General features: G+C 72.6%; 16 protein-coding genes. 12 read left to right on the plus strand and 4 right to left on the minus strand.

The genetic code is table 11. The features are described 5' to 3' along the window. Positions 1-19: 19 nt before the first annotated feature. Complete coding sequence (locus OG871_RS30605) at positions 20-1,066, plus strand: LLM class F420-dependent oxidoreductase (RefSeq protein ID WP_371501229.1); 1,047 nt, start codon at positions 20-22, stop codon at positions 1,064-1,066. Positions 1,067-1,124: 58 nt separating this feature from the next. Here OG871_RS30605 and corA read toward each other — a convergent pair whose 3' ends face one another. After that, entirely contained in the window at positions 1,125-2,111 is a 987-nt protein-coding gene (gene corA, locus OG871_RS30610) for a magnesium/cobalt transporter CorA (protein WP_371501230.1), read from the minus strand. Positions 2,112-2,210: 99 nt separating this feature from the next. Between corA and OG871_RS30615 the strand changes: the two genes are divergently transcribed. The 4 genes from OG871_RS30615 (at position 2,211) to mshC (ending at position 5,760) form a co-directional block, all read left to right on the plus strand. Beyond that, on the plus strand, positions 2,211-2,924 hold the full coding sequence (locus OG871_RS30615) for a histidine phosphatase family protein (protein WP_371501231.1): 714 nt from the start codon (positions 2,211-2,213) through the stop codon (positions 2,922-2,924). Positions 2,925-3,006: 82 nt separating this feature from the next. Further along, positions 3,007-3,564, plus strand: coding sequence for a DUF3090 domain-containing protein (locus OG871_RS30620; RefSeq protein WP_371501232.1), 558 nt, complete (start codon positions 3,007-3,009; stop codon positions 3,562-3,564). A gap of 29 nt (positions 3,565-3,593) precedes the next feature. Then, positions 3,594-4,418, plus strand: a complete 825-nt coding sequence (locus OG871_RS30625) for an SCO1664 family protein (RefSeq protein WP_371503474.1) — start codon at positions 3,594-3,596, stop codon at positions 4,416-4,418. Between the two features lie 112 nt (positions 4,419-4,530). After that, positions 4,531-5,760, plus strand: a complete 1,230-nt coding sequence (gene mshC / locus OG871_RS30630) for a cysteine--1-D-myo-inosityl 2-amino-2-deoxy-alpha-D-glucopyranoside ligase (protein WP_371501233.1) — start codon at positions 4,531-4,533, stop codon at positions 5,758-5,760. Positions 5,761-5,829: 69 nt separating this feature from the next. On the opposite strand, the gene OG871_RS30635 is transcribed toward mshC, so the two are convergent. Both OG871_RS30635 and OG871_RS30640 read right to left on the minus strand, forming a co-directional pair. Then, positions 5,830-6,876: a PAC2 family protein gene (locus OG871_RS30635; protein WP_371501234.1), complete on the minus strand. Its 1,047-nt coding sequence runs from the start codon at positions 6,874-6,876 to the stop codon at positions 5,830-5,832. Between the two features lie 228 nt (positions 6,877-7,104). After that, a complete protein-coding gene (locus tag OG871_RS30640) occupies positions 7,105-7,905 on the minus strand; it encodes an SGNH/GDSL hydrolase family protein (RefSeq protein WP_371501235.1) in 801 nt (266 codons plus the stop codon). Between the two features lie 142 nt (positions 7,906-8,047). Between OG871_RS30640 and OG871_RS30645 the strand changes: the two genes are divergently transcribed. The 7 genes from OG871_RS30645 to OG871_RS30675 all read left to right on the plus strand — a co-directional run bounded on the left by OG871_RS30645 (position 8,048) and on the right by OG871_RS30675 (position 15,345). Further along, on the plus strand, positions 8,048-9,061 hold the full coding sequence (locus OG871_RS30645; RefSeq protein WP_371501236.1) for a LacI family DNA-binding transcriptional regulator: 1,014 nt from the start codon (positions 8,048-8,050) through the stop codon (positions 9,059-9,061). Between the two features lie 328 nt (positions 9,062-9,389). Beyond that, positions 9,390-10,790, plus strand: coding sequence for an extracellular solute-binding protein (locus OG871_RS30650; protein ID WP_371501237.1), 1,401 nt, complete (start codon positions 9,390-9,392; stop codon positions 10,788-10,790). Between the two features lie 87 nt (positions 10,791-10,877). Continuing rightward, the gene (locus OG871_RS30655) at positions 10,878-11,825 is read left to right on the plus strand and encodes a carbohydrate ABC transporter permease (protein ID WP_371501238.1); all 948 of its coding nucleotides are present in this window, start codon (positions 10,878-10,880) and stop codon (positions 11,823-11,825) included. A gap of 11 nt (positions 11,826-11,836) precedes the next feature. Then, positions 11,837-12,706, plus strand: coding sequence for a carbohydrate ABC transporter permease (locus OG871_RS30660; protein ID WP_371501239.1), 870 nt, complete (start codon positions 11,837-11,839; stop codon positions 12,704-12,706). A 42-nt stretch (positions 12,707-12,748) separates the two neighbouring features. After that, complete coding sequence (locus OG871_RS30665) at positions 12,749-14,365, plus strand: glycoside hydrolase family 13 protein (RefSeq protein ID WP_371501240.1); 1,617 nt, start codon at positions 12,749-12,751, stop codon at positions 14,363-14,365. A gap of 57 nt (positions 14,366-14,422) precedes the next feature. Further along, the gene (locus OG871_RS30670; RefSeq protein ID WP_371503475.1) at positions 14,423-14,785 is read left to right on the plus strand and encodes a DUF1304 domain-containing protein; all 363 of its coding nucleotides are present in this window, start codon (positions 14,423-14,425) and stop codon (positions 14,783-14,785) included. Then, positions 14,782-15,345 carry a TetR/AcrR family transcriptional regulator gene (locus tag OG871_RS30675; protein ID WP_371501241.1) on the plus strand — a complete coding sequence of 188 codons (564 nt, stop codon included), beginning with the start codon at positions 14,782-14,784 and terminating at the stop codon, positions 15,343-15,345. The genes OG871_RS30670 and OG871_RS30675 overlap by 4 nt, the downstream gene beginning before the upstream one ends. A gap of 50 nt (positions 15,346-15,395) precedes the next feature. On the opposite strand, the gene OG871_RS30680 is transcribed toward OG871_RS30675, so the two are convergent. Further along, positions 15,396-16,373, minus strand: a complete 978-nt coding sequence (locus OG871_RS30680; protein WP_371501242.1) for a hypothetical protein — start codon at positions 16,371-16,373, stop codon at positions 15,396-15,398. Positions 16,374-16,391 lie beyond the last annotated feature (18 nt).

Below are 16,391 nucleotides of genomic sequence, written 5' to 3' on the forward strand. Positions count from 1 at the left end.
TGGAAGGCTTGGCACCCATATGCGACTCGGGATCAACCTCGGCTACTGGGGACTCGGCATGGACGCCGACAACATCGCCGTCGCCCAGGAGGCCGACCGCCTCGGCTACTCGGTCTGCTGGGCCGCCGAAGCGTACGGCTCGGACGCGGCCACCGTGCTCAGCTTCGTCGCCGCGAAGACCGAGCGGATCGACGTCGGCTCGGCGATCTTCCAGATCCCGGCCCGCACCCCCGCGATGACCGCGATGACCGCCGCCACCCTGGACACCCTCTCCGGCGGCCGCTTCCGGCTCGGCCTCGGCGTCTCCGGCCCGCAGGTCTCCGAGGGCTGGTACGGCGTCAAGTTCGACAAGCCGCTGGCCCGCACCCGCGAGTACGTCGAGATCATCCGCAAGGCGATGTCCCGCGAGCGCCTGGTCCACGAGGGCGCCAACTGGACGCTCCCGCTGCCGGGCGGCCCCGGCAAGCCGATCAAGCTGACCGTGCACCCCGTGCGCGAGCACATCCCGCTGTACATCGCCGCGATCGGCCCGAAGAACCTGGAGCAGACCGGCGAGATCGCCGACGGCTGGCTCGGCATCTTCTTCGCCCCCGAGCACGCCGCGCTGTCAGTCGACCCGCTCACGGCCGGCCGCGCCAAGGCGGGCCTGACCCTGGACGGCTTCGACCTCTGCCCGACCGTCGCCATCTCGGTCGGCGAGGACGTCAAGGCCGCCGCCGACTCCCAGCGCTCCTACGCCGCGCTCTACATCGGCGGCATGGGCAGCAAGGACAAGAACTTCTACAACCAGCTCGCCCGCCGGATGGGCTACGAGCAGGCCGCCGACGAGATCCAGGAGAAGTACCTCGCCCGGGACTACGCGGGCGCCGCGGCCGCCGTCCCGCACGACCTGATCGACTCCACCGCGCTGCTCGGCGCCAAGGAGCGGATCGCCGACCGGATGCAGGCCTACGCCGACGCCGGCGTCACCACCCTCACCCTGGCGCCCGCCGGCTTCACCCTGGAGGAGCGCATGACCGCGCTGCGCACCGGCGTCGAGGCGCTGGAGCTGGCCGGCCTCGCCTGACCGCGGCCCCTGCGGGGTGCCGGGGTCACTCCCGGCGCCCCGCAGGGCCGGCGCGGACTCAGAGCCACCCCGCCCGCCTGAAGCTCCGGTACAGCCACGCGCAGGCGCCCGCCATCAGGGCCAGCACCGCCGGGTAGCCCCAGATCTGGTGGAGCTCCGGCATGTGCTCGAAGTTCATCCCGTAGATACCGGCGATCATCGTCGGCACCGCCGCCAGCGCGGCCCAGGCCGAGATCTTCCGCATGTCGTCGTTCTGCTGCACGCTCACCTGCGCCAGGTTGGCGTTGAGGATGTCCGAGAGCAGCCGGTCCAGACCGTCCACCAGCTCGATCACCCGGTGCAGGTGGTCGGCGACGTCCCGCAGGTAGGGCCGGAGCGGCTCCGCCACGAACGGCACGTCGGGCCGCAGCAGCCGGGCGGCCGGCTCCTGGAGCGGCATGGTGGCCCGGCGGAACCGCATCACCTCGCGCTTGAACCCGTAGATCCGCTCCGCGACGCCCCGCGCCCGGCCGGGGGCGAACACGTCCGCCTCCAGGTCGTCCAGCTCCCCCTGGAGGGTGGTGGCCAGATCCAGGTAGCTGTCGACCACCAGGTCGAAGATCCCGTACAGCACCGCGGCCGGGCCCATCCGCAGCAGGTCGGGCTGCTTCTCCAGCTCCGCCCGCAGCCCCTTGAGCGGGCTGTCCGCCCCGTGCCGGACGGTCATCACGTACGAGTCCCCGACCAGGACCATCACCTCGCCGATGGTCATGCTGCGGTCGGCGGGGTGGTAGCCGACCGTCTTGAGCGCCATCAGCAGCAGGTCCTGGTACTCCTCCAGCTTGGGGCGCTGACGGGCCGTCACGGCGTCCTCGACGGCCAGCGGATGCAGCCCGAACTCGGAGCTGACCAGGTCGAACTCCTCCACCGTCGGGTCCGCCAGCCCTATCCACACGAAGCTGTTCCCGGCCGCCCGGGCTGCGTCCAGGGCATCCGAGAAGTCGTCAGGCCCCTCGGTGCGGTGGCCGTCCCGATAGACGGCGCAATCGACGATCATGCCGTCCATTCTCGCCCGCCCGGCGTCGAACGGCCGTCATATCCACTGAAAGCGCACGAGCTGGGCACCCGCTGCCACCCGCACCGCGCAAGCCGTAGGCTTGGCCGCATGCCCACCCTGCTGCTCGTCCGACACGGCCGTTCCACCGCCAACACGGCCGGTGTCCTGGCCGGCTGGACGCCCGGCGTCGACCTCGACGAGACCGGGCGCGCCCAGGCCGCCGAGCTGCCCGCCAGGCTCGCCGGGATCCCGCTGGCGAAGGTGGTCTCCAGCCCGCTGGAGCGCTGCGGGCAGACCCTGGAACCGCTGCTCGCCGCCCGCCCCGAGCTCGGCGCACCCGAGCCGGACGAGCGCCTCGGCGAATGCCACTACGGCGACTGGACCGGCCGGCCGCTCGGCGAGCTGGCCAAGGAACCGCTCTGGCGGACCGTCCAGGACCACGCCTCGGCCGCCGCGTTCCCCGGCGGGGAGTCGCTGCGCGAGCTGAGCCACCGCACCGTCGACGCCGTGCGGGACTGGAACGACCGGATCGCCGCCGAGCACGGCCCGGACGCCGTCTGGGTCGCCTGCTCGCACGGTGACGTGATCAAGGCCGTGGTCGCCGACGCCCTCGGGCTGCACCTGGACCACTTCCAGCGGATCTCCGTCGAGCCCTGCTCGGTGACCGCGATCCGCTACACCGCGCACCGCCCGTACCTGCTGCGCCTCGGCGACACCGGGAGCCTCGCCTCGCTGGCGCCCCGGCCGGACCGTCCGACCGCCGACGAGGACGCGGTGGTCGGTGGCGACACCGGGGCGCCCGCACCCGCGCCCACACCCTGACCCCACGCCTCACCCCGGCCGCCGCGCAAGCCGTAGGCTGGCCACAGACAGCCCCTGCCCGATCCCGATCCGGAGCGAGAGAGTGCCCCGTCAGGTCTACTTCTACGACCAGCCCGAGCGGTTCGTGGCCGGTACGGTCGGCCAGCCCGGCTCCCGGGCCTTCTACCTCCAGGCCAGCTCACGCGGGCGGATGACCAGCGTGCTGCTGGAGAAGACCCAGGTCGCGGCGCTGGCCGAGCGCGTCGAGGAGGTCCTCGACGAGGCCCTGCGACGCACCGCCGGCTCGTCCGCGATCCCGGCCGTGGCCCCCGCCGACCTGATCGACACCGCTCCGCTGGACCTGCCGCTGGAGCAGGAGTTCCGGGTCGGCACCATGGCCCTGGCCTGGGACAGCGTGGACGAGTGCCTGGTGGTCGAGGCCCAGGCGGTGACCGAGGACGAGGACGAGGAAGCCGCCCTGGAGGACGACGAGAACGGCCCGGACATGCTCCGGGTGCGGCTCAGCGGGGCGATGGCCCGGGTCTTCGCCAAGCGCGCCCTGGACCTGGTCGCGGCCGGCCGCAAGCCCTGCCCGTTCTGCAACCTCCCGCTGGACCCCGAGGGCCACCTGTGCCCCCGCGCGAACGGCTACCGGCGCTGAACACCCAGCCGGACAGCGACGCCGTCCCGGTGACGGACCCGGCGACCAGCGCGGCCCTGGCGGCCGACACCGGCGCCGCCCTGGAGCTGCTGAGCTCCGGCGCGCTGACCGTGCACGGCCGGGTCACCGAGGCCTCCAACGCCGTGCTCTACTGCACCGTCGAGCTGGCCGGACTGGCCGCCCCCTGCGTCTACAAGCCGGTCGCCGGGGAGCGCCCGCTCTGGGACTTCCCGGACGGCACCCTGGCCGGCCGCGAGGTCGCCGCCCACCGGCTGGCCGCCGCCACCGGGTGGGAGCTGATCCCGCCCACCGTCCTGCGCGAGGGCCCGCACGGCCCCGGCATGGTCCAGCTCTGGATCGAGCCGGACCCGGACGCCCCCGAGCTGCTGGCCCTGCAGGACCCGGCCGGCCCCGAGCCGGGCTGGCTCCCGATCGTCCGGGCGGAGGTGGGGGAGGGCCGCACCGCACTGCTGGTCCACCGCGACGACGAGCGGCTGCGCCGGCTCGCCGTGCTGGACGCCGTCCTCAACAACGCCGACCGCAAGGGCGGCCACTGGCTGCCCGCCGCCGACGGACGGATCTACGGCATCGACCACGGCGTCACCTTCGCCGTCCCCGGCAAGCTGCGCACCCTGCTCTGGGGCTGGGCCGAGCAGCCGCTCACGGCCGAGGCCCACGAGGTGCTCGACCGGCTGGCCGCCGAGCTCGACGGGCCGCTGGCGCGGGAGCTGGGCCCGCACCTGACCTCAGCCGAGCTGACCGCCACCCGGGAGCGGGTCGCCGCGCTGCGCCGCGGCGGTCGCCACCCGCTGCCGTCACCTGACTGGCCGTCGATCCCCTGGCCGCCGGTCTGACCGAAGTCGCCCGAGGTGCCCCATTCCGTGCTTGAAACGGTCGGAAAGCGATTCAAGCCGATCCTTGCGACTGGTTAGCCTTTCAAATGATCGCAAGGTTAGAGTCGGAGCCATGCATTCCTGGCCCGCCTCCGAGGTTCCCGCCCTGCCCGGTCAGGGGCTCCCCCTGCGCATCCACGACACCGCCACAAGCAGTGTCCGAGAGGTCGTGCCCCAGGGGCCGACCGCCCGCCTGTACGTCTGCGGCATCACCCCGTACGACGCCACCCACCTGGGCCACGCTGCCACCTACAACACCTTCGATCTGGTGCAGCGGGTCTGGAAGGACGCCGGCCACGACGTCCTCTACGTGCAGAACGTCACCGACGTGGACGACCCGCTGCTGGAGCGCGCCGTCGCCACCGGCCAGGACTGGACGGCCCTCGCCGAGCGCGAGACCGCGCTGTTCCGCGAGGACATGACCGCGCTGCGGATCCTGCCGCCCGCCCACTACATCGGCGCCGTCGAGTCCATCCCGTGGATCGTCCCGCTGGTCAAGAAGCTGCTGGCGAGCGGCGCCGCGTACGAGCTCGACGGCGACATCTACTTCTCGGTCGAGTCCGACCCGCGGTTCGGCGAGGTCTCCGGCCTCACCCGCGAGCAGATGCTGCCGGTCTTCGGCGAGCGCGGCGGCGACCCCGAGCGGCCCGGCAAGAAGCACCCGCTGGACGCCCTGCTCTGGCTGGCCGCCCGCCCCGGCGAGCCCGCCTGGGACACCGAGCTCGGCCACGGCCGGCCCGGTTGGCACATCGAGTGCGTGGCGATCGCCCTGCAGTTCCTCGGGATGTCCTTCGACATCCAGGGCGGCGGCGCCGACCTCTCCTTCCCGCACCACGAGATGGGCGCCGCGCACGCCCAGGTCGCCACCGGCGAGCACCCGTACGCCCAGGCCTACGTGCACGCCGGCATGGTCGGCCTGGACGGGCACAAGATGTCCAAGTCCCGCGGCAACCTGGTCTTCGTCTCCGCGCTGCGCCGCGAGGGCGTCGACCCGGCGGCGATCCGGCTGGCGCTGCTGGCCCACCACTACCGCAGCGACTGGGAGTGGACCGACGGTGACCTCGAGCACGCCGTCGAGCGGCTGGCCCGCTGGCGCGCGGCGGTCTCCCGGCCGGACGGCCCGTCCGCCGAGGGCCTGCTCGCCGAGGTCCGCGCGGCGATGGCCGAGGACCTGGACGCGCCGGCCGCGCTGGCCGCCGTCGACCGCTGGGCCGTGCTCCAGTCCGAGACCGGCGGCGACGACATCGGCGCCCCCGGCCTGGTCTCGCGGACCGTGGACGCACTGCTGGGCGTCGCCCTGTAGACGCCCGGAGCCCGTACTGCCGGAGGGGGCGTCAGGACCAGGTCCTGACGCCCCCTCCGGCAGTACGGCTCAGCCCGTACTGCCGTCCCCGCCCTCGTCGGTGGGCCCGTCCGGCTGCTGGTCGGCCTGGTCGGCGTGATTCTCCGCCGTGTCCTCCGCCGTGTCCGGGGCCCTGTCGGCGGGCTTGTCGTCGGCGGGCTTCACCCCCGGCTCGGGATCGGCGGGGCGCTCCGCGGTGGCGTGGCCGGACACCGGCTTCTCCCCGGTCGGCCCCAGGTTGTCGCGCCGCCTCAGGTAGCGCTCGAACTCGCGGGCGATCGCGTCGCCCGACGCCTCCGGCAGCTCCGCGGTGTCCTGGGCCTCCTCCAACTGCTGCACGTACTCGGAGACCTCGCTGTCCTCGGCGGCCAGCTGGTCGACCCCGAGCTGCCACGCCCGGGAGTCCTCGGCCAGCTCGCCCGGCGGGATCCGCAGGTCGAGCAGGTCCTCCAGCTTGTTGATCAGGGCCAGCGTCGCCTTCGGGTTCGGCGGCTGGGCCACGTAGTGCGGTACCGCGGCCCACAGCGTCACGGCCGGCACCCCGGCGTGCGCGCAGGCCTCCTGCAGGACACCGACGATGCCGGTCGGGCCCTCGTAGCGGCTCTCCTCCAGGTCCAGCGTGCGGGCCAGCGCGGCGTCCGAGGTCACCCCGCTGACCGGGACCGGCCGGCTGTGCGGGGTGTCGCCGAGCAGCGCGCCCAGGATGACCACCAGCTCCACGCCCAGCTCGTGCGCGAAACCGAGCAGCTCGTTGCAGTACGAGCGCCAGCGCATGCTGGGCTCGATCCCGCGGACCAGGACCAGGTCCCGGGGTTTGGGCTCGGTCACCCGGACCACCGAGAGCCGGGTGGTCGGCCAGGTGATCCGGCGGACCCCGCCGTCCAGCCAGACGGTCGGGCGGTTGACCTGGAAGTCGTAGTAGTCCTCCGCGTCGAGTGCGGCGAACACCTTCCCGCCCCAGGTCTCGTCCAGGTGCCCCACGGCCGCAGAGGCCGCGTCACCCGCGTCGTTCCAGCCCTCGAAGGCGCAGACCATCACCGGGTCGATCAACTCGGGAACGTCCTCCAGCTCGATCACCCAGCGTCTCCCTCCATCGGTCAGCCGCCGCCCCCGTCCGGTGCGCACCGGCTGGCCGGCCGCCGACTGTTCAACTCTCGCGTGGAACGCCCCGTTCCACGGTCCCTACCTGCCCAGCCTACGGTCTTTGATGCCTGCCCCGGCCGGAGGGGAGAGAGCCTATCCGAGGGCACTGGAGGCAGGGCGGAATTAGGCCCCGCGGCAGCCCGGACGGTGTCGGGGCGCACCCTAGGCCAGCGCCGCGGCGACGGCCGGGAGGTAGCCGTCGGACTGGCCGCGGGCGGTGGGGTGGAAGGACTCCCACAGGTGGGTCAGGACGAACCGGGTGATCCACTCCTGGCTGCCGCCCGAGCAGACGCCGTGACCGGCGAAGGCGGGCCGGACGTCCGCGAATTCGAAGCCCTGCTTTCCGGCCTGCTGCTCGATCAGCTCGTCCAGCCGGTCGGTCAGGGCGTTGAAGCGGACCCGGCGGGGGTCCGTTCCGATGGTGCAGACGGTGCCGGTGTGCAGCAGGTGCGGGTACCCGGTGACCACCACACGGGCTGCCGGGGCGGCGCTGCGCACCTCGCCGTAGAGCGTGGTCAGCCGTGCGGGCAGCTCCTCGCGCAGTCGGCGTTCGGTCTCGTCCAGCGCGCGGTCGCAGCGGCTGTCGGTGGTGATCGGCTGCAGGCAGGCGACCACCCCGTCGGCGAACCCGAGGTCGTTGCCGCCGACGGTCAGGGTGACCACGGCGGCGTCGGCGGGCACCCGGGGCAGCTGGTCGCGCCGGACGTCGTCGACGGTGGCCCCGTTGCAGGTGGCGTTCACGAAGCCGGCGGGGTGGTGCGCGGCGGCCCACAGCGCCGGGTAGGACCGGGTGCTGCGGTGGCAGTCACCGCTCGCGGTGTCGTACCCGCCCGCGGCGACTCCCGCCGCGTACGAGTCGCCGAGCGCGGCGTAGCCGCCCGGGTCCGCGGCCGAGGCCTGGGCCGGGGCGCCCGCGAGCAGCAGGGGGACGGCGACGAGGGCGGCGAGCAGTCTGTGGCGCACGGGTCTCTCCGGAGGTGCACGGGCCGGCCGGGCGGCCTGGCGTCTGGTTACGGATCGTAGTGGATCAACTGCGAAGAGTGCATGCGCCTTGATTTGCAAATCAGCGCAAGCCATTTGCGTGATCTGACGTAGACTCGCCGGCATGACACGACGACTTGCCGAGGTGGCCAAGAAGGTCGGGGTGAGCGAGGCGACCGTCAGCCGGGTGCTGAACGAGAAGCCCGGCGTCTCCGAGGCGACCAGGGCCGCGGTGCTGACCGCACTGGACGTGCTGGGCTACGAGCGGCCCACCCAACTGCGCGGCGAACGCGCCCGGCTGGTCGGCCTGGTGCTGCCCGAGCTGCAGAACCCGATCTTCCCCGCGTTCGCCGAGGTGGTGGGCGGCGCCCTGGCCGGCCAGGGCTTCACGCCGGTGCTGTGCACGCAGACCGCGGGCGGGGTCTCCGAGGCCGACTACGTGGACCTCCTGCTGGAGCAGCAGGTCTCCGGCGTGGTCTTCTTCGGCGGCCTGTACGCCCAGGGCGACGCCCCGCACGAGCACTACGACCGGCTGGCCGAGCGCAGCCTGCCGACCGTGCTGCTGAACGCGGCCATCGACCACCTGGACTTCCCCCGGGTCTCCTGCGACGACGCCGTCGCGGTCGAGCAGGCGGTCGGCCACCTCAAGCAGTTGGGCCACCGCAGGATCGGCCTGGTGCTCGGCCCGGCCGACCACGTGCCGTCCCACCGCAAGCTGGCGGCGGCCCGCACCGCGATGGCCAAGGCCGGCCTCGACCTGCCCGAGGAGCATGTCGAGCGGGCCCTGTTCAGCCTGGAGGGCGGGCAGGCGGCGACCACCCGGCTGCTCAGGCGGGGGATCACCGGCGTGGTCTGCGCCTCCGACCCGCTCGCGCTCGGCGCCGTCCGCGCGGTGCGCCGGGCGGGCCTGGCCGTCCCTGACGACGTGTCGGTGATCGGGTACGACGACTCCTCCTTCATGATGTGCACCGATCCGCCGCTGACCACCGTCCGGCAGCCGATCGAGGCGATGGGCCGGGCGGCCGTCGAGCTGCTGGTCGGAGAGATCGCCGGGGTCAAGGTGACCCACGACGAGCTTCTGTTCGAGCCGGAGTTGGTGGTGCGCGGCTCGACCGCGCCGGTGCGCGAGCGGGGCTGACCGCGGCGGGCTGACGGAGCATCGTCGAGCGGGCGGGCACTTCGGTGCCCGCCCGCTTTCGCATGCCCGGATATGACGCCGGCCCGGCGCCACTGCCGCAAGTGGACAGTCAGCTTTTTGCGAAGTCTCGTCGACATCTTGTGGTCATCTGTCGAGGCTGGTTAAGTGGTCGACGCCAGCAGGCGATGCGTCACCGCAGCGGCCGAGGTACGACCTCGCTCACGCTTCCCCGCCACCCGACTGCGTTTCCCGGGGGCGGCCCCCACCGGAAATCACGGGCTACTCCCGCGCCTCGGCGCTGCCCACGTGCTCGAAAGGGTCCACCCGCATGAACAGAGACCGGCTCCTCCGCAGATCCGTCGCCCTTCTCGCCGCGGCCGGCCTGGCGCTGGGCGCCGCCGCCTGCAGTTCCCCGGGCTCCACCGGCGGCTCCGGCGACCAGGGCGGATCGTCCGACGCCTCGGCCCCGCTCGACCCGGGCACCAAGGTGACGATCAGCATCGACTGCCAGCCGCCGGTCACCAAGGCCGCCGAGCGCAAGCAGTGGGCCGACGACGTGGCGGCGTTCAGCAGGCTCTACCCGAACGTCACCGTCAAGGCGAAGGACGGCTTCCCCTGCGAGGAGCCCGCGGCCTTCACCGCCCAGCTCAAGGGCAGGACCCAGACCGACGTCTTCTACAGCTACTTCACCGACCTCGACCAGGTGCTGGACGCGGACGGCGCCGAGGACATCTCGGCCTACGTCAACGAGAAGTCCGTGCCGGCCCTCAAGGACATCGACCCCTCGGTGCTGGCCACCCTGAAGTCGGAGGGCAGGCTCTACGGCCTGCCCTACTCCAACTACAAGATGGGCCTGCTCTACAACCGCAAGCTCTTCACCCGGGCCGGCCTGGACCCCGACCGGCCGCCGACCACCTGGGAGGGCGTCCGCGAGGCCGCCAGGAGGATCGCCGCCCTCGGCAACGGGGTCAACGGCTACGGCGACTACAGCGCCACCAACCAGGGCGGCTGGCACTACACCGCGGAGCTGTACGGCCTCGGCGGCTCGATGACCACCGAGGACGGCAAGAAGGCGGCGTTCAACACGCCGGAGGGCAGGAAGGTCCTGCAGAACCTGTACGACATGCGCTGGACCGACAACAGCATGGGCGCCACCCAGGGCCTCAAGTGGCCCGACCTGATGACCCAGATGTCCACCGACAAGCTCGGCATGTACGTCGGCGCCCCGGACGACATCACGTACATGGTCCAGACCCTCAAGGGCAACTACGAGGACTACGGCATGGGTCCGATGCCCGGCGGCAAGGCGGCCCTGCTCGGCGGCAACGACTACCTGTTCAAGAAGGGGTCCAGCCCCGACCAGATCAAGGCCGGCATCGCCTGGATCAACTTCAAGTTCCTCACCATCGGCAGGGGCCAGTTCGACTACGCCCGCAACAAGACCGACGGACTGCCGGTCGGCCTGCCCCAGCCGTTCTTCTTCACCGGCGCCAGCCTGGAGGCGGACAACCGGGCCAAGGCCGCCGACGCCACCGTCCCGGTGAAGAACTACGCGCCGTACCTGGCCGCGTCGGTGCCCGGCAGGACCGAGCCGGCCAACGCCCAGCAGATCTACAAGGTCCTGGACAACGCCGTCTCAGGCGTCCTGACCGACCGGAACGCCAACGTGGACAAGCTGCTCGCGGACGCCGAGAGCCAGGTCGACCAGGTCCTGGCGAGCCTCGGGTAGCGGCGCGCAGGGGCCGGCGCAGCACACACACCGCCGGCCCCCGCGCCCCGCACCTCCCCGGCCCACCGAATCAGGAGCTCCCTCCCCATGGCAGCGATCAGCGCCTTCGCCCGCCGCAAGCCCGCCGGCCCGGCCCCGGATCCCGCCCCCGCCTCCCGCCGCGCCGGCCTGAAGCAGCGCGTTCGCCGGAACCTCACGGCGCACGGCTTCCTGCTCGGCGCGCTGCTCTGCTTCGCCTACTTCTCGTGGTACCCGATGGTCCGCGAGGTCGTCATGAGCTTCCAGAGGACCAGGCGCGGCAGGACCACCTGGGTCGGCCTGGACAACCTGGACCACATCCTCCAGGACCCGGCCTTCTGGCAGGCCTGGCGCAACACCCTGCTCTTCACCCTCCTCGCCCTGGTGCTCGGCTTCGCGGTGCCGTTCGTGGTCGCCGTCCTGCTGAACGAACTGCGCCACGCCAAGGCGTACCTGAGGATCCTGGTCTACCTGCCGGTGATGATGCCGCCGGTCGCCTCGGTGCTGCTCTTCAAGTACTTCTACGACCCGTCGTACGGCCTGTTCAACAGCGTCCTGCGCTTCCTCCACCTGCCCACCTCGGCCTGGCTGAACTCCTCGTCCACCGCGATGGTCTCGGTGGTCGTCGCCGCCACCTGGATGAACATGGGCGGCGCCACCCTCGTCTACCTGGCCGCGCTGCAGGGCATCCCCGGCGAGCTGTACGAGGCGGCCGAACTGGACGGCGCCGGTCTGCTGCGCAGGATCTGGCACGTCACCATCCCGCAGACCCGGTTGATCCTCTCGCTGCTCCTGCTGCTCCAGATCGTCGCCACCATGCAGGTCTTCGTCGAGCCCTTCCTGCTCACCGGCGGCAACGGCCCGCAGGGCTCCACCACCACCGTGGTCTACCTGATCTACCAGTACGCCTTCAACTTCAACGACTACGGCAGCGCCTCGGCGCTCGGCCTGGTCATGCTGATCGTCCTCGCCGGCCTCTCCGGCCTCTACGCGCGGCTCAGCCGCACCGCAGACTAGGGAATGGCCAGATGCGCACCCTGATCTCCGACACCCGGATCAACCGCCGCGGCGGCCGGATCGTCTACTGGACGGTGCTCACCCTGGTGGTGGCCGTCTTCACGCTGGTCTTCCTCGGCCCGCTCTACTGGCTGGTCACCGGCGGCCTCAAGTCCACCCGGGAAGTCGTCCAGAACCCGCCGACGCTCTTCCCCGAGCAGATCCACACCGACACCTACCGTGAGGCGTGGAGTCAACTGAGGATGGGCCGGCTGCTGTTCAACACGCTGTACTACGCCTTCGGGGCACTCGCCTTCCAGTTGGTGTTCGACGTCGCGGCGGCCTACGCCCTGTCGAAGCTGCGGCCGGTGCTGGGAAACCTGATCCTCGGGATGATGCTCGCGACCCTGATGATCCCGGCGGCGGTGCTGATCGTGCCCCAGTACCTCACCGTGCTGGACCTGCCGCTGCTGCACGTCAACCTGGTCAACACGCCCTGGGCGATCTGGCTGCCCACCGTGGCCAACGCGTTCAACATCTTCCTGCTGAAGCGCTTCTTCGACTCCGTCCCCGAGGAGCTGATGGCCGCGGCCGCGATCGACGGGGCCACCCCGCTGCGGGCGCTGTGGTCGATCGTGCTGCCGATGTCCCGGCCGATCCTCGGGGTGGTCTCGATCTTCGCGGTGGTGAACGTCTGGAAGGACTTCCTGTGGCCGATGCTGGTCCAGCCCGACCCCGCGAAGCAGCCGCTCAACATCGGCATCAACTCGCTGTCGCTGGGCGTCTCGCAGAACGTCGTCATCGCCGCGCTGGCGATCGCCTCGGCGCCCACCATCGTGTTCTTCCTGATCTTCCAGCGCAACATCATGGCCGGTCTGACCTCGGGCAGCCTCAAGGGCTGACGGCCCGTCAACCGCATCGAGCCTTCTGAAAGGGGCCCCACCGTGGCACAGCAGCCCGAGCCTTCGGACTGGTGGCGGGACGCCGCGATCTACCAGGTGTACCCGCGCAGTTTCGCCGACGGCGGCGGCGACGGCACGGGGGACCTTGCCGGGGTCCGCTCCCGCCTGCCGTACCTTGCCGAACTCGGCGTCCAGGCGGTCTGGTTCAACCCCTGGTACCCGTCGCCGATGGCCGACGGCGGCTACGACGTGGCGGACTACCGGGACGTCGACCCGGCCTTCGGCACCCTGGCCGAGGCCGAGAAGCTGATCGCCGAGGGTCTGGAGCTGGGCCTGCGGACGATCGTGGACATCGTGCCCAACCACGTCTCCGACGCCCACCCGTGGTTCCGCGCCGCGCTGGCCGCCGCCCCCGGCAGCCCGGAGCGCGACCTGTTCCACTTCCGGCCCGGGCGCGGCGCGCTGGGTGAACTCCCCCCGAACGACTGGAAGTCCGAGTTCGGCGGGTGCCCCTGGACCAGGACGGTGAACGCCGACGGCAGCCCGGGGGAGTGGTACCTGCATCTGTTCGCCGTCCAGCAGCCCGACCTCAACTGGGCGCACCCTCAAGTGCGTTCGGAGCACGAGTCGATCCTGCGGTTCTGGTTCGACCGGGGTGCGGCCGGCGTGCGGATCGACTCCGCAGGCCTGCTCGCCAAGGACCCGGCCCTGCCGGACTTCGAACCAGGCCGCGACCCGCACCCGTTCGTCGACCGGGACGAGCTGCACGGGATCTACCGCTCCTGGCGCGCCATCGCCGACTCCTACGCCGAGCCCAGGGTGCTGATCGGCGAGATCTGGGTATCCGACACCGAGCGCTTCGCCCGCTACCTGCGTCCGGACGAGCTGCACACCGCGTTCAACTTCGACTTCCTGGCCCGCCCCTGGGAGCCGTTCCAGCTGCGCGCCTCGATCGACGCCACGCTGGCCGCGCACGCCCCGGTCGGCGCCCCCGCGACCTGGGTGCTCTGCAACCACGACGTGACCCGTACCGTCACCCGCTACGGCCGGGCCGACACCCGCTTCGACTTCGCGGCCAAGGCCTTCGGCACCCCCACCGATCTGCCGCTCGGGCGCCGCCGGGCCCGGGCGGCCGCCCTGCTCTCGCTGGCGCTGCCCGGTTCGGTCTACCTCTACCAGGGGGAGGAGCTCGGCCTGCCCGAGGTGGAGGACCTGCCACCGGAGCGCCTGCAGGACCCGATGCACCTGCGCTCCGGCGGCACCGACCCCGGCCGGGACGGCTGCCGGGTGCCGCTGCCCTGGTCGGGCTCCGAGCCCCCGTACGGCTTCGCGCCGGCGGGTGTCGAGCCGTGGCTGCCGCAGCCGGCCGGCTGGGGCGCCCTCACGGTCGAGGCGCAGTCCGGTGACCCGGACTCGATGCTCGAGCTCTACCGGTCCGCGCTGCGGATCCGGCGCAGCGCGGTGGCGGGGGAGTTCGCCTGGCTGCCCTCGGGCCGGGAGGTGCTGGCGTTCCGGCGGGCGGGCGGCTTCAGCTGCCTGGTGAACCTGGGCGGCGAGCCGGTGGCGCTGCCGCCGCACGGCGCCGTGCTGCTGGCCAGCGGGCCGCCGGCCGGCGGGCTGCTGCCGCCGGACACGGCGGTCTGGCTGCAGGACTCGTAACTTTATGGACTGCTGTCTATGATGAGTGGACAGTTGTCTATGAAGTGGTGAGTGACGATGCAGATCCTGTCGGTCGTGCTGGTGGCCCTGGTGGCCCTGCTGCACGCGTACTTCCTCGTGCTGGAGATGTTCCTCTGGCAGCGCCGGCCCGGGCGCGAGCTCTCCGGCTTCGACGCGGACCTGGCCGCGGCCACCGCGCCGCTGGCCGCCAACCAGGGCCTCTACAACGGCTTCCTGGCCGCGGGCCTGGTCTGGGGCCTGATCGCCGCCGACCCCACCGGCTACCGGGTGCAGGTGTTCTTCCTGTGCTGCGTCGTGGTGGCGGGCCTGTACGGGGCGGCCACCGCCAACCGGCGGATCCTGTTCGCCCAGGCGCTGCCCGGCGCGGCCGCGCTGGCCGCCGTCCTGGTGGCGGGATGACCCCGGCGGGCGACCCCCGGGCCGAGCGGACCAGGGCCGGCCTGCGGGCGGCGCTGCTCGCCGAGTGCGCCGAACGCCCGCTGGAACAGGTCAGCGTCTCGGCGGTGGTCCGCCGCGCCGGGGCCGCCCGGGCCACCTTCTACCTGCACTACCAGGACCTCCAGGCGCTCGCCGTGGACGCCTGCGCGGACGTGGTCCGGGAGGCGGTCGACGCCCTGCACGCCTGGCGCGGCGCCCCCGACCCGGCCGCGCCGCCGCCCGCGCTGGCCGAGTTCCTGGCCCAGGCGCGCGGCCGGCGCGACCTGTACCGCTCGCTGCTCCACCCGGGCGGCAGCGGCCCGCTCGGCGAGCTGCTCAACCTCCAGCTGCGCGAGCGCAGCCGCACCGAGCGCGAGCTGGCCGGCGCGCCCCACCCGGACATCGTCGCCGCCGCGGTCGCCGGAGCCTTCACGGCACTGCTCGCGGACTGGCTCCACGGCGACCGGCCCGCCGATCCGCCGGTCATGGCCGGTCAGGTCTGGCGGCTGCTGATCGCCCTGCACCGCACGCCGTTCGGCTGAGGCCGTCCGCACGGGCAGAGCGTCCGGCGGCCCGGGGAACCGGACGGGACCTACCGCGCGCCCCAGCCGTCGCGGTACTCGGCCCAGTGCCGGTCGGTGGCGGTGAAGTCGACGTACAGGGCCAGACCGAAGGCCTGGCGGTGGTCGCCGCCGAGGCCGAGCCGGGCACCGCGGACGGCGGCCGCCACGGTCTCGGCGGAGCCGCGGTGGCTGAACGTGTCGTCCCAGTAGGCGGGCAGCCCCATCAGCAGGTCGACCCGGTCCGGGGTCACCTCCAGGGCGAGCCGGGTCTGGTGGACGACGTAGCCGCCGTACAGCGACTCCAGCTGCATGCTGGTGTCGTAGGACATCAGCGCGATCTGGTCGACCCGTCGGGCGGTCTCGGCGAAGTACGCCTGCGACCACCACTTGCCGTGGCCGGTCAGCCCGGTGCCGGCGACGTGCAGGCCCGGCACCGGGTCGATCTGCGGGGCGGCCACCGACAGCGGGACACCCCGGGCGGCGGTCATCGCGTGGGTCTGGTCGAGCAGGCCGAGGAAGCCCGCGTCCTCGGAGTGCACCGGCTCCATGTCGAAGTGCACGCCGTCGAAGCCGAGGTCCAGCACCTGGGCGGCGGAGGCGGTGATCCGGTCGCGGACGTCCGCCCGGTCGAGGTGCAGGCCCTCCTTCTCCGGGGCGACCACGTCGCCCAGCCAGGACTGCACCCGGATGCCGGGCAGCGTCCGGTGCACGCTCTCGACGAACTGCCGGGCCTTCGGGTGGAGCGCGGGGTCGAGCGAGCCGTCGTGGGAGAGCGGCCCGGTGTGCACGTAGAGGTCGCGGATCCCGGTGCCGGCCAGCCGTCGGCCGAGCTCGGCGAGGTCCGCGTCCCCCTTTCGGCCGTCCACCCAGGCGTGGCCGAGCCAGACCGCGTCCCGGCCCCGGGTGCGGGCGTCGGCGGCCGGCTCCCCGGTGTACGCGAGCCGCAGGGCGGCGGCCGCCGTGGCGATCGGGAGCAGGACGAGGGCCAGGCCGAGCAAGGCCGCCACGCCCGTTCGGCGCCATCG

The sequence above is a fragment of the Kitasatospora sp. NBC_00374 genome (assembly GCF_041434935.1).
Classification (GTDB): Bacteria; Actinomycetota; Actinomycetes; order Streptomycetales; family Streptomycetaceae; genus Kitasatospora.

Coding starts and splice junctions, on each gene's coding strand:
- OG871_RS30670 (WP_371503475.1), top strand. CDS start 14,423: ATGCAGATCCTGTCGGTCGTGCTGGTGGCCCTGGTGGCCCTGCTGCAC.
- OG871_RS30615 (WP_371501231.1), top strand. CDS start 2,211: ATGCCCACCCTGCTGCTCGTCCGACACGGCCGTTCCACCGCCAACACG.
- OG871_RS30655 (WP_371501238.1), top strand. CDS start 10,878: ATGGCAGCGATCAGCGCCTTCGCCCGCCGCAAGCCCGCCGGCCCGGCC.
- OG871_RS30650 (WP_371501237.1), top strand. CDS start 9,390: ATGAACAGAGACCGGCTCCTCCGCAGATCCGTCGCCCTTCTCGCCGCG.
- OG871_RS30605 (WP_371501229.1), top strand. CDS start 20: ATGCGACTCGGGATCAACCTCGGCTACTGGGGACTCGGCATGGACGCC.
- mshC (WP_371501233.1), top strand. CDS start 4,531: ATGCATTCCTGGCCCGCCTCCGAGGTTCCCGCCCTGCCCGGTCAGGGG.
- OG871_RS30660 (WP_371501239.1), top strand. CDS start 11,837: ATGCGCACCCTGATCTCCGACACCCGGATCAACCGCCGCGGCGGCCGG.
- OG871_RS30645 (WP_371501236.1), top strand. CDS start 8,048: ATGACACGACGACTTGCCGAGGTGGCCAAGAAGGTCGGGGTGAGCGAG.
- OG871_RS30675 (WP_371501241.1), top strand. CDS start 14,782: ATGACCCCGGCGGGCGACCCCCGGGCCGAGCGGACCAGGGCCGGCCTG.
- corA (WP_371501230.1), bottom strand. CDS start 2,111: ATGGACGGCATGATCGTCGATTGCGCCGTCTATCGGGACGGCCACCGC.